17 protein-coding genes are annotated in these 15593 nt (G+C 58.4%); 14 read left to right on the forward strand and 3 right to left on the reverse strand.

Annotated features, from left to right (window positions below):
• The first annotated feature begins 3 nt into the window (after window positions 1-3).
• The 8 genes from hslU to BLU01_RS10620 all read left to right on the forward strand — a co-directional run bounded on the left by hslU (window position 4) and on the right by BLU01_RS10620 (window position 9426).
• Window positions 4-1344 (forward strand): ATP-dependent protease ATPase subunit HslU, encoded by a 1341-nt coding sequence (hslU, locus tag BLU01_RS10585; protein ID WP_092274510.1) that lies wholly within the window; start codon window positions 4-6, stop codon window positions 1342-1344.
• Between the two features lie 129 nt (window positions 1345-1473).
• On the forward strand, window positions 1474-1851 hold the full coding sequence (locus BLU01_RS10590) for a gamma-butyrobetaine hydroxylase-like domain-containing protein (RefSeq protein WP_092274514.1): 378 nt from the start codon (window positions 1474-1476) through the stop codon (window positions 1849-1851).
• A 262-nt stretch (window positions 1852-2113) separates the two neighbouring features.
• Entirely contained in the window at window positions 2114-3793 is a 1680-nt protein-coding gene (gene phaC / locus BLU01_RS10595; protein WP_092274516.1) for a class II poly(R)-hydroxyalkanoic acid synthase, read from the forward strand.
• Window positions 3794-3939: 146 nt separating this feature from the next.
• Window positions 3940-4794, forward strand: a complete 855-nt coding sequence (gene phaZ / locus BLU01_RS10600; protein ID WP_092274519.1) for a poly(3-hydroxyalkanoate) depolymerase — start codon at window positions 3940-3942, stop codon at window positions 4792-4794.
• Window positions 4795-4919: 125 nt separating this feature from the next.
• A complete protein-coding gene (gene phaC / locus BLU01_RS10605) occupies window positions 4920-6602 on the forward strand; it encodes a class II poly(R)-hydroxyalkanoic acid synthase (RefSeq protein ID WP_092274522.1) in 1683 nt (560 codons plus the stop codon).
• Between the two features lie 59 nt (window positions 6603-6661).
• On the forward strand, window positions 6662-7282 hold the full coding sequence (locus BLU01_RS10610; protein WP_092274525.1) for a TetR/AcrR family transcriptional regulator: 621 nt from the start codon (window positions 6662-6664) through the stop codon (window positions 7280-7282).
• Window positions 7283-7412: 130 nt separating this feature from the next.
• Window positions 7413-8510 carry a type IV toxin-antitoxin system AbiEi family antitoxin gene (locus BLU01_RS10615; RefSeq protein WP_092274528.1) on the forward strand — a complete coding sequence of 366 codons (1098 nt, stop codon included), beginning with the start codon at window positions 7413-7415 and terminating at the stop codon, window positions 8508-8510.
• 4 nt (window positions 8511-8514) lie between these two features.
• A complete protein-coding gene (locus BLU01_RS10620) occupies window positions 8515-9426 on the forward strand; it encodes a hypothetical protein (protein ID WP_092274531.1) in 912 nt (303 codons plus the stop codon).
• Window positions 9427-9486: 60 nt separating this feature from the next.
• Here BLU01_RS10620 and BLU01_RS10625 read toward each other — a convergent pair whose 3' ends face one another.
• The 3 genes from BLU01_RS10625 to BLU01_RS10635 all read right to left on the reverse strand — a co-directional run bounded on the left by BLU01_RS10625 (window position 9487) and on the right by BLU01_RS10635 (window position 11329).
• Window positions 9487-10395, reverse strand: coding sequence for a phasin family protein (locus BLU01_RS10625; RefSeq protein WP_092274534.1), 909 nt, complete (start codon window positions 10393-10395; stop codon window positions 9487-9489).
• A gap of 10 nt (window positions 10396-10405) precedes the next feature.
• Entirely contained in the window at window positions 10406-10828 is a 423-nt protein-coding gene (locus tag BLU01_RS10630) for a phasin family protein (RefSeq protein WP_092274537.1), read from the reverse strand.
• A gap of 225 nt (window positions 10829-11053) precedes the next feature.
• Complete coding sequence (locus tag BLU01_RS10635) at window positions 11054-11329, reverse strand: polyhydroxyalkanoic acid system family protein (protein ID WP_092274540.1); 276 nt, start codon at window positions 11327-11329, stop codon at window positions 11054-11056.
• A 155-nt stretch (window positions 11330-11484) separates the two neighbouring features.
• Between BLU01_RS10635 and ubiE the strand changes: the two genes are divergently transcribed.
• The 6 genes from ubiE to BLU01_RS10665 all read left to right on the forward strand — a co-directional run bounded on the left by ubiE (window position 11485) and on the right by BLU01_RS10665 (window position 15587).
• Window positions 11485-12255 carry a bifunctional demethylmenaquinone methyltransferase/2-methoxy-6-polyprenyl-1,4-benzoquinol methylase UbiE gene (gene ubiE, locus BLU01_RS10640; RefSeq protein ID WP_092274543.1) on the forward strand — a complete coding sequence of 257 codons (771 nt, stop codon included), beginning with the start codon at window positions 11485-11487 and terminating at the stop codon, window positions 12253-12255.
• The gene (locus tag BLU01_RS10645; RefSeq protein ID WP_092274546.1) at window positions 12255-12878 is read left to right on the forward strand and encodes a ubiquinone biosynthesis accessory factor UbiJ; all 624 of its coding nucleotides are present in this window, start codon (window positions 12255-12257) and stop codon (window positions 12876-12878) included. Before ubiE ends, BLU01_RS10645 begins: the two co-directional genes overlap by 1 nt.
• The gene (gene ubiB / locus BLU01_RS10650; protein WP_092274548.1) at window positions 12875-14479 is read left to right on the forward strand and encodes a ubiquinone biosynthesis regulatory protein kinase UbiB; all 1605 of its coding nucleotides are present in this window, start codon (window positions 12875-12877) and stop codon (window positions 14477-14479) included. The genes BLU01_RS10645 and ubiB overlap by 4 nt, the downstream gene beginning before the upstream one ends.
• Before the next feature lie 78 nt (window positions 14480-14557).
• Entirely contained in the window at window positions 14558-14959 is a 402-nt protein-coding gene (gene hisI, locus BLU01_RS10655; RefSeq protein WP_092274551.1) for a phosphoribosyl-AMP cyclohydrolase, read from the forward strand.
• The gene (locus tag BLU01_RS10660; protein WP_008025232.1) at window positions 14952-15284 is read left to right on the forward strand and encodes a phosphoribosyl-ATP diphosphatase; all 333 of its coding nucleotides are present in this window, start codon (window positions 14952-14954) and stop codon (window positions 15282-15284) included. Before hisI ends, BLU01_RS10660 begins: the two co-directional genes overlap by 8 nt.
• A 24-nt stretch (window positions 15285-15308) precedes the next feature.
• Window positions 15309-15587 (forward strand): twin-arginine translocase TatA/TatE family subunit, encoded by a 279-nt coding sequence (locus tag BLU01_RS10665; RefSeq protein ID WP_092274553.1) that lies wholly within the window; start codon window positions 15309-15311, stop codon window positions 15585-15587.
• The last annotated feature ends 6 nt before the right edge of the window (window positions 15588-15593 follow it).

Raw genomic sequence — 15593 nt, forward strand, 5'->3', positions numbered from 1 at the left:
ACTATGTCCATGACTCCCCGTGAAATCGTCCACGAACTCAATCGCCATATCATCGGCCAGGACGATGCCAAGCGCGCCGTCGCCATCGCGCTGCGTAACCGCTGGCGCCGGATGCAACTGCCGGAAGAGCTGCGCGTTGAAGTAACGCCAAAGAACATCCTGATGATCGGCCCGACCGGTGTCGGTAAAACCGAAATCGCCCGCCGCCTGGCCAAACTGGCCAACGCGCCGTTCATCAAGGTCGAAGCGACCAAGTTCACCGAAGTCGGCTACGTTGGCCGCGACGTCGAATCGATCATTCGTGACCTCGCTGACGCCGCGCTCAAGCTGCTGCGCGAACAGGAAATGACCAAAGTTCGCCACCGCGCCGAAGACGCCGCCGAGGACCGCATCCTCGACGCCCTGCTGCCGCCAGCGCGCATGGGTTTCAGCAACGAAGAATCGACCTCGTCGGCCGATTCCAATACCCGTCAGCTGTTCCGCAAGCGTCTGCGCGAAGGTCAGCTGGATGACAAGGAGATCGACATCGAAGTCGCCGAAGTGGCCGGCGTCGATATCTCCGCGCCGCCGGGCATGGAAGAGATGACCAACCAGTTGCAGAGCCTGTTTGCCAATATGGGCAAGGGCAAAAAGAAGAGCCGCAAGCTCAAGGTCAAGGAAGCGCTGAAACTGGTGCGCGATGAAGAAGCCGGGCGTCTGGTCAACGAAGAAGAGTTGAAGGCCAAGGCGCTGGAAGCAGTCGAGCAGCACGGCATCGTCTTCATCGACGAAATCGACAAGGTCGCCAAGCGCGGTAATTCCGGCGGCGTCGATGTTTCCCGTGAAGGTGTGCAGCGCGATTTGCTGCCGCTGATCGAAGGCTGCACCGTCAACACCAAACTGGGCATGGTCAAGACTGACCACATCCTGTTCATCGCGTCCGGCGCGTTCCACTTGAGCAAGCCGAGCGATCTGGTGCCGGAACTGCAAGGTCGTCTGCCGATTCGCGTCGAGCTCAAAGCGCTGACCCCGGAAGACTTCGAACGCATTCTCAGCGAACCGCATGCCTCGTTGACCGAGCAATATTGCGCACTGCTGAAAACCGAAGGCCTGGGCATCGAGTTCCAGCCGGACGGGATCAAGCGCATCGCCGAGATCGCCTGGCAGGTCAACGAGAAAACCGAAAACATCGGCGCCCGTCGCTTGCACACGCTGCTTGAGCGTTTGCTTGAAGAGGTGTCGTTCAGCGCCGGTGATCTGGCCAGCGCGCATGACGACAAGGTGATTCTGATCGACGCCGCCTACGTCAACAGCCACCTCGGCGAATTGGCGGAAAACGAAGACCTGTCCCGCTACATTCTGTAGAGCCAAACTTGTAGGAGCGATGCTTGCTCGCGAAATCGGTCATTCATTCAACATACATGTCGACTGACCTGACGCTTTCGCGAGCAAGCTTCGCTCCTACAGGGTTCCATCCATAACGGAACTCACTCCATGACCCAACTCCCCACCGACATCAAACTGCACAAAGCCTCGAAAACCCTGTCGCTGAAATACGCGTCCGGCGAGGAATTTCATTTGCCCGCCGAATTTCTGCGCGTGCATTCGCCTTCCGCCGAGGTCCAGGGCCACGGCAAACCTATCCTGCAATTTGGCAAGATCGCGGTAGGCCTGAGCAAGGTCGAGCCGGCCGGTCAGTACGCCCTGAAGTTGACCTTCGACGACGGCCACGACAGCGGCCTGTTCACTTGGGAATACCTCTACCAACTGGCCGTGCGCCAGGAAGATCTGTGGAACGATTATCTTGCCGAACTCAAAGCGGCCGGCAAAACCCGCGATCCGAGCCAGTCCATCGTCAAGCTGATGCTCTAGCTCAGGCCTCTCGCTCTTTAGAGCGCATTTTCTAATTTCATCTGTTTGAATGCTCCGCTACGGCGCCGAGGATCGGCCCGCTTGCGAAAAAAATTAAACTCGGGTAACCAATGGAACTGGCAAGTTCCCTGCAACGCTCTGTGATGTGAAAAGCGGCGTAATTGCAGAATCAACGGTCAACCCGAGCAGCAGTACCCGACATTGGCTGCGTGACGATGCAGCCGGGCTCAGGTACTCGTCTCAGGACAATGGAGCGTCGTAGATGAGTAACAAGAACAACGATGACCTGAAGTACCAAGCCTCGGAAAACACCCTGGGGCTTAATCCTGTTGTTGGGCTGCGTGGAAAGGATCTACTGGCTTCTGCTCGAATGGTATTGCGCCAAGCCATCAAACAACCGATTCACAGCGTCAAGCATGTCGCGCATTTCGGTCTTGAACTCAAAAACGTGCTGTTCGGCAAATCCGAACTGCAGCCTCCTGGTGATGACCGTCGCTTTGTCGATCCGGCCTGGAGCCAGAACCCGCTCTACAAACGTTATCTGCAGACTTACCTGGCCTGGCGCAAAGAGCTGCACGCCTGGATCGACGACAGCAGCCTGTCGCCCAAAGACGTCGCGCGCGGGCATTTCGTGATCAACCTGATGACCGAAGCCATGGCCCCGACCAACAGTGCGGCCAACCCTGCTGCGGTCAAACGCTTCTTTGAAACCGGCGGCAAGAGTTTGCTCGACGGCCTCTCGCACCTCGCCAAGGACCTCGTGCACAACGGCGGGATGCCGAGCCAGGTCAACATGGGCGCGTTCGAAGTCGGCAAATCGCTGGGCGTGACCGAAGGCGCGGTGGTATTTCGCAACGACGTGCTGGAGCTGATCCAGTACCGGCCGATCACCGAGCAAGTGCACGAACGGCCGTTGCTGGTGGTGCCGCCGCAGATCAACAAGTTCTACGTATTCGACCTCAGCCCGGACAAGAGCCTGGCGCGGTTCTGCCTGCGCAATAACGTGCAGACGTTCATTGTCAGTTGGCGTAACCCGACCAAGGAACAGCGCGAATGGGGCCTTTCGACGTACATCGAAGCGCTCAAGGAAGCGGTCGATGTGGTCACCGCGATCACCGGCAGTAAAGACGTGAACATGCTCGGCGCCTGCTCCGGCGGCATCACTTGCACCGCGCTGCTCGGGCATTACGCGGCGATTGGCGAGAAAAAGGTCAACGCCCTGACGCTGCTGGTGAGCGTGCTCGACACCACGCTGGACAGCGACGTCGCACTGTTTGTCGATGAACAAACCCTCGAAACCGCCAAGCGCCATTCCTATCAGGCCGGCGTGCTCGAAGGTCGCGACATGGCGAAAGTGTTCGCGTGGATGCGCCCCAACGATCTGATCTGGAACTACTGGGTCAACAATTACCTGTTGGGCAACGAGCCACCGGTGTTCGACATTCTGTTCTGGAACAACGACACCACGCGCTTGCCCGCCGCGTTCCACGGCGACCTGATCGAGATGTTCAAAAGTAATCCACTGATTCGCCCGAATGCACTAGAAGTGTGCGGCACGCCGATTGACTTGAAGCAGGTCACCGCCGACATCTTTTCCCTGGCCGGCACCAACGACCACATCACGCCGTGGAAGTCTTGCTACAAGTCGGCGCAATTGTTTGGCGGCAATGTCGAGTTCGTGTTGTCCAGCAGCGGCCACATCCAAAGCATTCTGAACCCGCCTGGTAATCCGAAGTCACGATATATGACCAGCGCCGAGATGCCGATGAAGGCTGAGGACTGGCAGGAAAACTCCACCAAACACACTGATTCCTGGTGGTTGCACTGGCAGGCATGGCAGGCCGAGCGTTCCGGCAAGTTGAAGAAATCCCCGACCAGCCTCGGTAACAAAACCTACACCGCCGGCGAAGCTGCGCCGGGCACTTACGTACACGAGCGGTAACTGAAACCCCACCCTTCTGTAGGAGCAAAGCTTGCTCGCGATCGCGGTCGATCATTCAACATTAATGTCGACTGACACGGCGCCATCGCGAGCAAGCTGTGCTCCTACAGGGACCGGGGATGAATAACACCCACAGGGCCTGAAGCATGCCGCAACCGTTCGTTTTTCGTACCGTCGACCTGGATGGCCAGACCCTCCGCACTGCGGTACGCCCCGGCAAGCCTCACTTGACGCCCTTGCTGATTTTCAACGGCATCGGCGCTAACTTGGAGCTGGTGTTTCCGTTCGTCGCGGCGTTGGACCCGGACCTCGAAGTCATCGCTTTCGACGTTCCCGGGGTCGGCGGCTCGTCGACGCCGAATCGTCCTTATCGCTTTCCAGGCCTGGCGAAACTCACCGCGCGCATGCTCGATTATCTCGATTACGGGCAAGTCAACGTGATCGGCGTGTCGTGGGGCGGCGCACTCGCGCAGCAGTTCGCCTATGACTATCCCGAGCGCTGCAAAAAACTCGTGCTCGCAGCCACTGCGGCGGGCGCGGTGATGGTGCCGGGCAAACCGAAAGTGCTGTGGATGATGGCGAGCCCACGGCGCTATATCCAGCCATCGCACGTGATCCGCATCGCGCCGATGATCTACGGCGGTTCGTTCCGCCGCGACCCGACGCTGGCGGCCAATCACGCGGCGAAAGTGCGTTCGGCAGGCAAGCTCGGTTACTACTGGCAACTGTTCGCCGGCCTCGGCTGGACCAGCATTCACTGGCTGCACAAGATCCACCAGCCGACGCTGGTGCTGGCCGGCGACGACGATCCGCTGATCCCGCTGATCAACATGCGCATGCTCGCCTGGCGAATTCCCAACGCGCAGTTGCACATCATCGACGACGGTCACCTGTTCCTGATCACCCGCGCCGAAGCGGTGGCGCCGATCATCATGAAATTCCTCGAGGAAGAACGGCAGCGTGCGGTGATGCATCCGCACCCGGCGCCATTGGGCGGCTGAGCCACCGTTGGGTCGATGGAAACCGCGCGGCAGGACGCCGCGCCGCGCAACAACCCGCTACAGCGTCTATGGTGTTCTGGTTCGGTGTGTTTGTTTTTGGCCTGAAGACGAAGGAGTGTTGATTCATGCGCGAAAAACCAGTGAGGGAGTTTTTGCCCACTCCCGCCGCGTTCATCAACGCGCAGAGTGCAATTACCGGCCTGCGCGGCCGGGATATGTTGTCGACCCTGCGCAGCGTTGCCGCCCATGGTTTGCGCAACCCACTGCACAGTGCGCGTCACGCGTTGAAGTTGGGCGGCCAGTTGGGCCGTGTATTGCTGGGCGAAACCCTGCACCCGACCAACCCGCACGACAGCCGTTTTGCCGACCCGGCATGGAGTCTCAATCCGTTTTATCGGCGCAGTTTGCAGGCTTACCTGAGCTGGCAGAAAGAGGTTAAGAGCTGGATCGACGAAAGCAACATGAGCCCCGACGATCGCACCCGCGCGCACTTCGCGTTCGCCCTGCTCAACGACGCCGTGTCGCCGTCCAATACGCTGCTCAATCCGCTGGCGCTCAAGGAGATTTTCAACTCCGGCGGCAACAGCCTGATCCGTGGCGCCGGGCACCTGATCGACGACTTCCTGCACAACGACGGCTTGCCCCGGCAGGTCACCAGACAAGCCTTTGAAATCGGCAAGACCGTCGCCACCACTACGGGCTCGGTGGTGTTTCGCAACGAGTTGCTGGAGCTGATCCAGTACAAACCGATGAGCGAAAAGCAGTATTCCAAACCGCTGCTGGTGGTGCCGCCACAGATCAACAAGTACTACATTTTCGACCTCAGCCCGCACAACAGCTTCGTCCAGTTCGCCCTGAAAAACGGCCTGCAAACCTTCATGATCAGCTGGCGCAACCCGGACGTGCGCCATCGCGAATGGGGGCTGTCGAGCTATGTCGAAGCGGTCGAAGAAGCGATGAATGTCTGCCGCGCAATCACTGGCGCGCGCGAAGTGAACCTGATGGGCGCCTGCGCTGGCGGCCTGACGATTGCCGCGCTGCAAGGGCATTTGCAGGCCAAACGGCAATTGCGGCGGGTGTCGAGCGCGACGTATCTGGTGAGTTTGCTCGACAGTCAGATGGACAGCCCGGCGACATTGTTTGCCGATGAGCAAACCCTGGAAGCGGCCAAGCGCCGCTCGTATCAGAAAGGTGTGCTGGACGGCCGCGACATGGCCAAGGTATTCGCCTGGATGCGCCCCAACGACTTGATCTGGAGCTATTTCGTCAACAATTACCTGCTCGGAAAACAGCCGCCAGCGTTCGACATTCTCTACTGGAACAACGACAACACGCGCCTGCCTGCGGCGTTTCATGGCGACTTGCTGGACTTCTTCAAGCACAACCCGCTGAGCCACGCGGGCGGTCTGGAAGTGTGCGGCACGCCGATCGACCTGCAAAAAGTCACGGTCGACAGCTTCAGCGTCGCCGGCATCAACGACCACATCACGCCGTGGGACGCGGTGTATCGCTCGACCCTGCTGCTGGGTGGCGAGCGGCGTTTTGTGCTGTCCAACAGCGGCCACGTGCAGAGCATTCTCAACCCGCCGTCCAACCCCAAAGCCAACTTCATCGAGAGCCCGAAACTCACTAGCGACCCACGCGCCTGGTACTACGACGCCAAGCAAACCGACGGCAGTTGGTGGACGCAATGGCTGGAGTGGATTCAGCAGCGCTCGGGCGCACAAAAAGAAACGCAAATGGCCCTCGGCAACCCGGCCTACCCACCGATGGAAGCCGCACCCGGCACCTACGTGCGCGTGCGCTGACGTTCAACAACCCACGGCCGGCGCTGGCCGTGGCCTGACTCGACCATTAAGAAGACTGGATGAAAACCCGCGACCGGATCCTCGAATGTGCCCTGCAGTTGTTCAATCAAAAAGGCGAACCAAACGTTTCCACCATGGAAGTTGCCAATGAAATGGGGATCAGCCCGGGCAACCTCTACTACCACTTCCACGGCAAGGAGCCGCTGATTCTGGGGTTGTTCGAACGCTTCCAGAACGAACTAGCGCCGCTGCTCGATCCGCCGTCCGACGTCGAACTGGCGCCGGAAGATTACTGGCTGTTTCTGCACTTGATCGTCGAGCGCCTGGCGCACTACCGGTTCCTGTTCCAGGACCTGTCCAACCTGGCCGGCCGCCTGCCAAAACTGGCGAAAGGCATCCGCAACCTGCTCAATGCACTGAAACGCACGCTGGCCTCATTGCTGGCGCGGCTGAAAGCGCAGGGACAACTGGTCAGCGACACCCAGGCGTTGGGGCAACTGGTGGAGCAAATCACCATGACCCTGCTGTTTTCACTGGACTATCAGCGGATTCTTGATCGCGAGGGTGAAGTCAGATTGGTGGTGTACCAGATCATGATGCTGGTAGCGCCGCACCTGCTGCCGCCGGTCAAAGCGGCTACCGAGCAGTTGGCGCTGCAATATTTGGAAGAACATGAGTGAGTTTGCGTAGCCCTTCGAATCAATAAAAGCCTTTCTTTGTTTAGGATAATTGCCTAGTTTAGCTGCGCAGCTAAACTAGCAATAACGCATAAACAAAAATGCATCCTCGTTACTCACTCGGACTCGCGTTATGCCAAATGAGTTTTTTGACCAGGCCCGGCAGCCGTTGATTGAAGGCTTCATCGAGTCATTGCAGAACGCGACGGGAGTCAAGGTTCTCCACCGAAGACACGCTGCCGGTATTGATCGCGGCGTTGATTTGCTGTTGACCTTGGATACGCCGGACGGCAACTGGGACGTTGCAGTCGAAATCAAACGCGCCGTTTATCCACGCGATATCCGTGATGCTTTAGAGGCGCTCCAACGCTACGGCGCCGAGAACGCAGAAAAGCGAAATGCAACGACGATTATCCCGATGGTGATCGCCGAAAAGATCAGCCAAGGCGCCCGCGAAGAGTTGAAGAACTCGGGCGCTGGCTACTACGACGCTAGCGGCTCCTTGTATTTTCGTCATGAACGATGGCTGATCAATATCGATCGCCCCGCCGCTGCGTCTGCACGGAAAACGCAGCGAGTTCCCCTGTTTAGCGGGGCGAAAGAAATGGTCGTCCATGCACTGCTGCACAGCAAAGGTGAATGGTTCACAGGACTGGAATTGGCGGAACGTTCTGAGACGTCAGTATTTACCGTGTCGTCGGTCTTGCAGGAATTGGAGCTGCGCGAATGGGTGGAATCCGAAGGCAGTGGCCGCCTCCTTCGCCGCCGACTTTGCCGGGCCGGGGATTTATTGGACGCATGGGCCGAGGCGTGGCAGCAACGCAAGGAGAACAGGTCCAACTGGTATTTCTTTTCTTCCAACCCCAGACAACTGCTCGAGAACCTCGCCCGCAAAGCGCCGAAGTCGAGTAGCGCCAGTTGGGCGTTTACCGGAGCCATCGCTGCCAATTACCTGTCACCGCTACTGACCCAAGTAGATCTGGCCGAACTGGAAACATTACCTGGAACTCAGGCGCAACTCGCAGACGCTCTGGGTTTGAAGCCGGCGGAGAAAGGCAACAACGTCGTACTGATCGAACGCTCGGGCGCCGGGATGCTTTTCCGACGCCGCAACCCACAATCAGGCGCGTGGCTCGCCAGCGAGTTCATTCAATACCTCGACTTGCAAGATGGACGAGGCCGCAACGCAGAGTTGGCGACTCAACTTCGACACGACATTTTGAAGGTCTGAATTCATGGCTCTAGCTCCAAAACCCAAGACTGCAGCGGGCTACTCGTTAGAACACGCCGACGCCTGCGAGCAAGTTCTGGTGACATTGCTCGGTGCGTTCGGAGGATTGAAATCCACTTTGCGGCTGGTGGGAGGACTGGTCCCTCGCTACCTCACACCACAAATGCCTCCCGACGTCCCGCCGCACTTCGGAACCTCTGATGTAGATATCGTCTTGAACCTGCAAGTCATCGCAGAGGGCAATGGCTACGTATCGCTCGCGCAGCAACTCAAGGACAGGGGGTTTGAGCCCTTTGAAGATGACAACGGTTGGAAATCGGCATGGCGTTGGATGCGAAAACTGTCAGAGAAGGAATATGTGCTTGTGGAGTTTCTACGCGGCGCCGATGCGCAATGTCGCGCATTCGACATAAAACTCCTTGACGGTGAAGCTGTTTCCGCACTTGCTATTGAGCACGCGGAAATCGTCCATGACTGGTTCGATAGCAGGGAAATCAAAGCGCCGCTGCTCGATGAAGGTGGCATATCCATTGAAGTCATCCGCTATGCAGATGTGGTCGCGTTCATCATTCTCAAAGCACTCGCATTTGACAGTCGTGGCGAACCGAAAGATGCTGGCGACCTGCTCCACGTCATGCGTTATGCCGGACCTCCTGATTACATCGCGGCAAAATTTATCGACAAGTTTCTTAGCGGTCAGCACCGTCCAGCGCTGCTGGCAGGACTCGACGCATTGCAAAAGAAGTTTGCCGAAGGCAATGGTGTGGAAGGTTATGAACTGACGGGGCCGGTCAAATATGCGCAGTTCCTGTTTGGTCGCGGCGAAGAACAAACAGATGAACGAGTGGCAGCGCAACGTTATGCCTCGGGACTTGTGACACATGTGCTCGAATTGATCCGCGAGGGTACTGCTTAGATATCAAATGAAAAAAACGCCCGACCTTCGCAGGCCGGGCGTTTTCTTGAGTCCTGAAAATCAGGACTGACTGGTTGGGGTCGCCGGGGTTGGCGTCGCAGTCGGGGTTGCAGCAGGGGTCGGCGCGGCAGCGGAGTTCGCTGAAGTGGCCGGGGTTGCCGGTTTGGCGGCAGGCGCTGCTGGTTTTGGCGCGGCAGCTTTGGCAGCGGCCGGTTTCTTCGCAGCAGGTTTTTTCGCGGCTGCAGGTTTTGCCGCTGGCTTGGCTGCTGCAGGTTTCGCTGCCGCGGTTTTGGCCGCCGGTTTCGCGGCTGGTTTTGCGGCGGTTTTTGCAGCGACAGGCTTGGCTGCAGTTTTCGCGGCGGCCTTGGCTACAGGTTTGGCCGCAGCGGTTTTCGCGGCGGCTTTGGCAGCAGGCTTGGCAACTGCTTTGGCAGCGGCTTTGACCAGTGGCTTGGCAGCGGATTTGGCTGCCGGTTTCGCCGCAGCCGTTTTAGCAGCCGTAGCAGTTTTAGCAGCAGGTTTTGCAGCTGCGGTTTTGCTCGCAACTGGCGCAACCTTGGCGCCGGTGAGTTTCTCGATCTGCCGGGTCAGGGTATCGACCTTGCTGTGCAGTGCTTTCACTTCATTGCGGCTTGGAACACCGAGGCGCGAAATGGCGCTGTTCAGGCGCTTGTCGAAAGCACCTTCCAGTTCATCCCACTTGCCCAGTGCGCGATCTTTCACGCCGCTGATGCGCGACTTGGCAGAGGAAGCGGAATCCTTGGCGGAGTCGACTTTCTTGCCAACTGCACTTTTGGTGAGCTTCTCGGCTTTCTCGCCGTCTTTGACCAATGTATCGAAGAGCTTGCTGCCGTCAGTGTCGATCTTCGAGTACACGCCTAAACCAGCCAGCCAGATCTTGCGGGAGTAGTCTTCGACCTTCCCGATCCACGAGCTGCCTTCTTTGTCAGTATTCTTTTTACCAGCCATCCCGTTCTCCTTAAGATTTACGCGCGACGCGTTCGAGCAATGCCGTCAACTCATCGAGCTTAGCAGACAGTGTCTCAACGTCATGTTTAGACGGAATGCCGATACGATTCAAGGCACTTGCGACACGTGAGTCAAAAGCCTTTTCAACCTTGTCGAGTTGAACTTCGACCTTGCCTTTGAAAGTGTGCACTTCACTCTTGGCTTCATCGATCTCGGAGTTGGCCGCTTCAAGTTTTTCGGCAACTACTTTTTTGCCTTTGCTTTCAACAGTTTGACCAGCCTGGATCAACTCTTGAAAGTACTCGCTGCCCTCTTGGCCAACCTTGGTGTAGGCACCCAGGCCTGCCAGCCAGATCTTGCGGGCATACGATTTGACGTCGTGCAGAGCGTTAGTCGAGGAGTCGATTTTTTTCTTCAAAATAACTTTGGCCATGGTGCACCTCACGCGCAGAAGGTTTGAGGAACTGCCCGCGAAAGTGTCGGGCTCTGGCACAAAGTAGGCAGAAAAATTAGAAACGGCACCCTAACAACCGCAACATTTGCGTGCCGTGAAAACTGTAGGAGCGAGGCTTGCCCGCGAAGGCCGAATTCCTGCCATAGAAGAAGCAGCGAATGTACCGGCCTCTTCGCGAGCAAGCTTCGCTCCTACAGGTATTAGTCAGACCAGGGCCTTATCAAGGGCCTTTTCGATTTCCGATTTGATCGTGCCGCTCATGGCTGACATAAACAGTCCCAGCTCGACATCGACCTTGATCGAATCTTCGCCGACATGCACCGCGCCTTTCACGCCCGAGCGCTTGAGGTTCAGGGTGTCGCCGGACCATTGCGGCTCCAGGCCGTATTGCTCGGAGAGCTTCTTCGCCAGCAGGTCAGCCTTCTCGCGGGCCGCTTCCTTGCCCAGGTCGTGGGTACGTTCAACACTGATTCGGGCCATTGAATGACTCCTTCTATAGGGATACTTTCCTGAAGCATCTTGACCGCTGCTGCGGCAAAACGTCCCGGCGGTTCGACATCTTACCTTTAGGCACTCCAAGACAAAGCAGGCCACCGGGATTAGAATGTCCCGCATTCTCTTCTGGTGACAGCGATATGACTGATCAGCGCAAAGGCAGCGATGCCGAACCCACCACTCACTTCGGTTTCAAAAACGTTCCGGAAAGCCAAAAAGCGGAAAAAGTCGCTGAAGTTTTCCACTCGGTAGCCGCCAAGTACGACTTGATGAACGACCTCCTGTCGGGCGGCATGCACCGTTTGTGGAAGCGTTTCGCGATCGAACTGTCGGGCGTTCGCAGCGGCAACCGCGTGCTCGACATTGCCGGCGGGACCGGCGACCTGACCAAAAAATTCTCGCACCTCGTCGGCCCGACCGGCCACGTAGTGTTGGCCGACATCAACGAATCCATGCTCAAGGTCGGTCGCGACCGCCTGCTGGATCTGGGTGTCGCCGGCAACGTTGAATTCGTCCAGGCCGACGCTGAAAAGCTGCCGTTCCCGGACAACCATTTCGATTGCGTGACCATCGCTTTCGGCCTGCGCAACGTCACGCACAAGGAAGACGCCCTGCGTTCGATGCTGCGCGTGCTCAAGCCGGGCGGTCGCCTGCTGGTGCTGGAGTTCTCCAAACCGACCAACGCATTGATGTCCAAAGCCTACGACGCTTACTCGTTCGCCTTCATGCCGTTGATGGGCAAGCTGATCACCAACGATTCGGAAAGCTATCGCTACCTCGCCGAATCGATCCGCATGCACCCGAATCAGGAAACCCTGAAGTCGATGATGGTCGAGGCCGGTTTCGACCGCGTGACCTATCACAACATGACCGCAGGCATCGTTGCCCTGCACCGCGGCATCAAACCCTGATGCTGCTCGCCGGACTGCTCGCCAGCGTTGAACTCGGGATTAACCGGGTGCTGCGCCTCGACAGCACAGCGCTGCCGCGCCTCGCGCATTTGAGCGGCAAAGTGATTGCCGTCGATTGCCGCAGCCCGGCGCTGCAACTGTTTATCCTGCCCAGCGATGAAGGCCTGATGCTCGCCTCGCAGTGGGAAACCGGCGCCGATTGCACCTTGCGCGCACCGGCCGCCAGCCTGTTGAAACTGGCGACCAGCAAGGATAAGACTGCCGTGCTGCACGGCCCTGAAGTCGAACTCGACGGCGACAGCGGCGTGCTGCTGGACCTTGCGGCGATCCTTCAGGACCTTGAGCTGGACTGGGAGTACGAACTCTCGCGCTGGCTCGGTCCGGTGGCCACGCAACTGGTCGGCGGTCATCTGCGCAGCCGCGCACGCTTTTATCAACAAGGGTTCGCCAGCCTCAACCAGAACCTTGGCGAATACCTGGCCGAAGAATCGCGCACCCTTGTCGGTCAGCGCGAAGCCGAAGCCCGTTTCAGTGAACTGGACCAGATCAAACTTGATCTGGAACGTCTTGAGGCGCGTTTCGAGCGCCTTTCCCGATCCCTCGACCCAAGCGATAACGCATGAAGCTGCTTGCCGTCCGCCGTTTGTTGCGCATCCAGCGCGTTGTGATCCGCTACCGCCTCGATGACCTGCTGTTCGCCCTGCCGCTGCCCTGGTTTTTGCTGGCGCTGCGCTATGCGTTGCCGTGGCGCTGGTTCCCGCGCAAGACCCTGGAACTGAGCCGTGGTGCACGATTGCGCCTGGCGTTGCAGGACCTTGGGCCGATTTTCATCAAGTTCGGGCAAATTCTTTCCACGCGCCGCGACCTGCTGCCGGAAGACATCGCCGATGAGCTGATGATGCTGCAGGACCGCGTGCCGCCGTTCGACTCGCAACTGTCGATCAAGTTGATCGAAGAGCAGCTCGGGAAAAAAATCAGCGAAGTCTTCAGCCGTTTCGACGTCGAACCGCTGGCCTCGGCCTCGGTGGCGCAGGTGCATGCCGCGCAGTTGAAAAGCGGCGAAGAAGTCGTGGTCAAAGTCATTCGTCCGGGGCTCAAACCGATCATTGCGCAGGATCTGGCGTGGCTTTTCATCCTTGCCCGCGCCGCTGAAAAGCTCTCCGCCGATGCACGCCTGCTGCACCCGGTGGACGTGGTTCTGGACTACGAAAAAACCATCTACGACGAACTCGACCTGCTGCGCGAAGCTGCCAACGCCAGTCAGTTGAAGCGCAATTTCGAAGGATCGCAGCTGCTGTATGTGCCGCAAGTCTACTGGGACTGGTGCCGGCCAAAAGTGCTGGTGATGGAGCGCATTTACGGGATTCAGGTGACGGACCTGGCGACGCTGGCCGACCAGCGCACCGACATGAAAATGCTCGCCGAACGTGGCGTCGAGATTTTCTTCACTCAAGTGTTCCGCGACAGTTTTTTCCATGCCGACATGCACCCCGGCAACATCTTCGTCAGCACCGTCAACCCGTGGAGCCCGCAGTACATTGCGATCGACTGCGGCATCGTCGGCAGCCTGACCCCGGAAGATCAGGATTATCTGGCGCGCAACCTGTTCGCGTTTTTCAAGCGTGATTATCGGCGTGTGGCGCAGTTGCACATCGATTCCGGTTGGGTGCCGGCGGAGACCAAACTGAATGAATTCGAAGCGGCGATCCGCACCGTTTGCGAACCGATCTTCGAAAAACCGTTAAAAGATATTTCCTTCGGCCAGGTACTGATGCGCCTGTTCCAGACCGCGCGACGCTTCAACATGGAAGTACAGCCGCAGTTGGTATTGCTGCAAAAAACCTTGCTGAACATCGAAGGCCTGGGCCGTCAGTTGTACCCGGACCTGGATTTGTGGAACACCGCGCAGCCGTTCCTCGAACGCTGGATGCGCGAGCGCGTCAGCCCGAAAACCCTGATCGGCAATGTGCAAAGCCAGTTCGAGCAACTGCCGCACCTGGCCAACATGGCCCGCGATCTGCTGGAACGCATGTCCCAGCCACACGCCTACGACCCACCGCCACCGTGGCATAAACGCAAGGACGACTGGTTCCTGCGGCTGCTCGGTTGTGCGCATCTGGGCGGCGGCGCGGTGCTCGCGGCGGGTGGCCCGCTGAATGAACTGGGGCATTGGCCGGCCGGTGTGATGGTGATTGTCGGTTTGTATCTGGTCGTGCGCCGATAGCCAGAGCCGGCACACGCTGGCACACTGTTTCAACGCCTGCCCGACTAATGAAGTGTCGGGCCGCTGTCGGAGTCGAAGATGAAAAACTGGCTGGACGAGATCAAATGGGACGCAGATGGCCTGGTGCCGGCGATTGCCCAGGATCACCAAACCGGGCGCGTGCTGATGATGGCCTGGATGAATCGCGAAGCGCTGGAACTGACTGCCGCCGAGAACCGTGCCATCTACTGGTCACGTTCGCGTGGCAAGTTGTGGCGCAAGGGTGAAGAGTCCGGCCACGTGCAAACCCTGCATGAGATGCGCCTCGACTGCGATGCCGACGTGATCATCCTGATGGTCGAGCAAATTGGCGACATCGCTTGCCATACCGGTCGCCAAAGCTGCTTCTATCGCGTTTACGAGAACGGCGACTGGAAAACCGTCGACCCGGTCCTGAAAGACCCGCACTCCATTTATTCCGCAGGACACAGCCATGAGTGACACCCTGACCCGTCTGGCCGAAGTGCTGGAAGCGCGCAAAGGCGCGGCGGCCGACAGCTCGTATGTCGCCAGCCTGTATCACAAGGGTTTGAACAAGATTCTGGAGAAAGTCGGCGAAGAGTCGGTCGAAACGATTATTGCCGCCAAGGACGCCGCGATCAGCGGCGACTGCAGCGACGTGATCTACGAGACCGCCGACTTGTGGTTCCACAGCATGGTCATGCTCGCCCAACTGGGGCAGCATCCACAGGCTGTGCTCGATGAACTGGACCGTCGCTTCGGTCTGTCCGGACACGCCGAGAAAGCCTCGCGCCCGTCCGCCTGAACAACTATTTAGAGGAACAGCAACATGGGCATTTTTGACTGGAAACACTGGATCGTCATCCTGGTTGTCGTAGTGCTGGTGTTCGGCACCAAGAAACTGAAAAACCTCGGCACGGACGTCGGCGAGTCGATCAAGGGCTTTCGCAAAGCCATGAACGATGACGAAAAACCGGCCGATCCGACCGTGACCCCGGCGCAACCGGTGCCACCTGCGCAACCCACGGCCACTTCGCCGCTGAGCCAGCCGCACACCATCGACGTGCAGGCGCAGAAAGTCGAAGAGCCGATCCGCAAAGACGTGTGAGCACTG

Origin of the sequence: Pseudomonas prosekii (assembly GCF_900105155.1) — a bacterium.
Taxonomy (GTDB): Bacteria; Pseudomonadota; Gammaproteobacteria; order Pseudomonadales; family Pseudomonadaceae; genus Aquipseudomonas; species Aquipseudomonas prosekii.

Excerpts from the sequence above, each read along its gene's own strand:
- phaC (WP_092274522.1), top strand. The coding sequence starts at position 4,920 with ATGCGCGAAAAACCAGTGAGGGAGTTTTTGCCCACTCCCGCCGCGTTC.
- ubiB (WP_092274548.1), top strand. The coding sequence starts at position 12,875 with ATGAAGCTGCTTGCCGTCCGCCGTTTGTTGCGCATCCAGCGCGTTGTG.
- BLU01_RS10610 (WP_092274525.1), top strand. The coding sequence starts at position 6,662 with ATGAAAACCCGCGACCGGATCCTCGAATGTGCCCTGCAGTTGTTCAAT.
- BLU01_RS10665 (WP_092274553.1), top strand. The coding sequence starts at position 15,309 with ATGGGCATTTTTGACTGGAAACACTGGATCGTCATCCTGGTTGTCGTA.
- BLU01_RS10660 (WP_008025232.1), top strand. The coding sequence starts at position 14,952 with ATGAGTGACACCCTGACCCGTCTGGCCGAAGTGCTGGAAGCGCGCAAA.
- hisI (WP_092274551.1), top strand. The coding sequence starts at position 14,558 with ATGAAAAACTGGCTGGACGAGATCAAATGGGACGCAGATGGCCTGGTG.
- BLU01_RS10635 (WP_092274540.1), bottom strand. The coding sequence starts at position 11,329 with ATGGCCCGAATCAGTGTTGAACGTACCCACGACCTGGGCAAGGAAGCG.
- hslU (WP_092274510.1), top strand. The coding sequence starts at position 4 with ATGTCCATGACTCCCCGTGAAATCGTCCACGAACTCAATCGCCATATC.
- BLU01_RS10645 (WP_092274546.1), top strand. The coding sequence starts at position 12,255 with ATGCTGCTCGCCGGACTGCTCGCCAGCGTTGAACTCGGGATTAACCGG.
- phaZ (WP_092274519.1), top strand. The coding sequence starts at position 3,940 with ATGCCGCAACCGTTCGTTTTTCGTACCGTCGACCTGGATGGCCAGACC.
- phaC (WP_092274516.1), top strand. The coding sequence starts at position 2,114 with ATGAGTAACAAGAACAACGATGACCTGAAGTACCAAGCCTCGGAAAAC.
- BLU01_RS10590 (WP_092274514.1), top strand. The coding sequence starts at position 1,474 with ATGACCCAACTCCCCACCGACATCAAACTGCACAAAGCCTCGAAAACC.
- BLU01_RS10620 (WP_092274531.1), top strand. The coding sequence starts at position 8,515 with ATGGCTCTAGCTCCAAAACCCAAGACTGCAGCGGGCTACTCGTTAGAA.
- BLU01_RS10630 (WP_092274537.1), bottom strand. The coding sequence starts at position 10,828 with ATGGCCAAAGTTATTTTGAAGAAAAAAATCGACTCCTCGACTAACGCT.
- BLU01_RS10615 (WP_092274528.1), top strand. The coding sequence starts at position 7,413 with ATGCCAAATGAGTTTTTTGACCAGGCCCGGCAGCCGTTGATTGAAGGC.
- ubiE (WP_092274543.1), top strand. The coding sequence starts at position 11,485 with ATGACTGATCAGCGCAAAGGCAGCGATGCCGAACCCACCACTCACTTC.
- BLU01_RS10625 (WP_092274534.1), bottom strand. The coding sequence starts at position 10,395 with ATGGCTGGTAAAAAGAATACTGACAAAGAAGGCAGCTCGTGGATCGGG.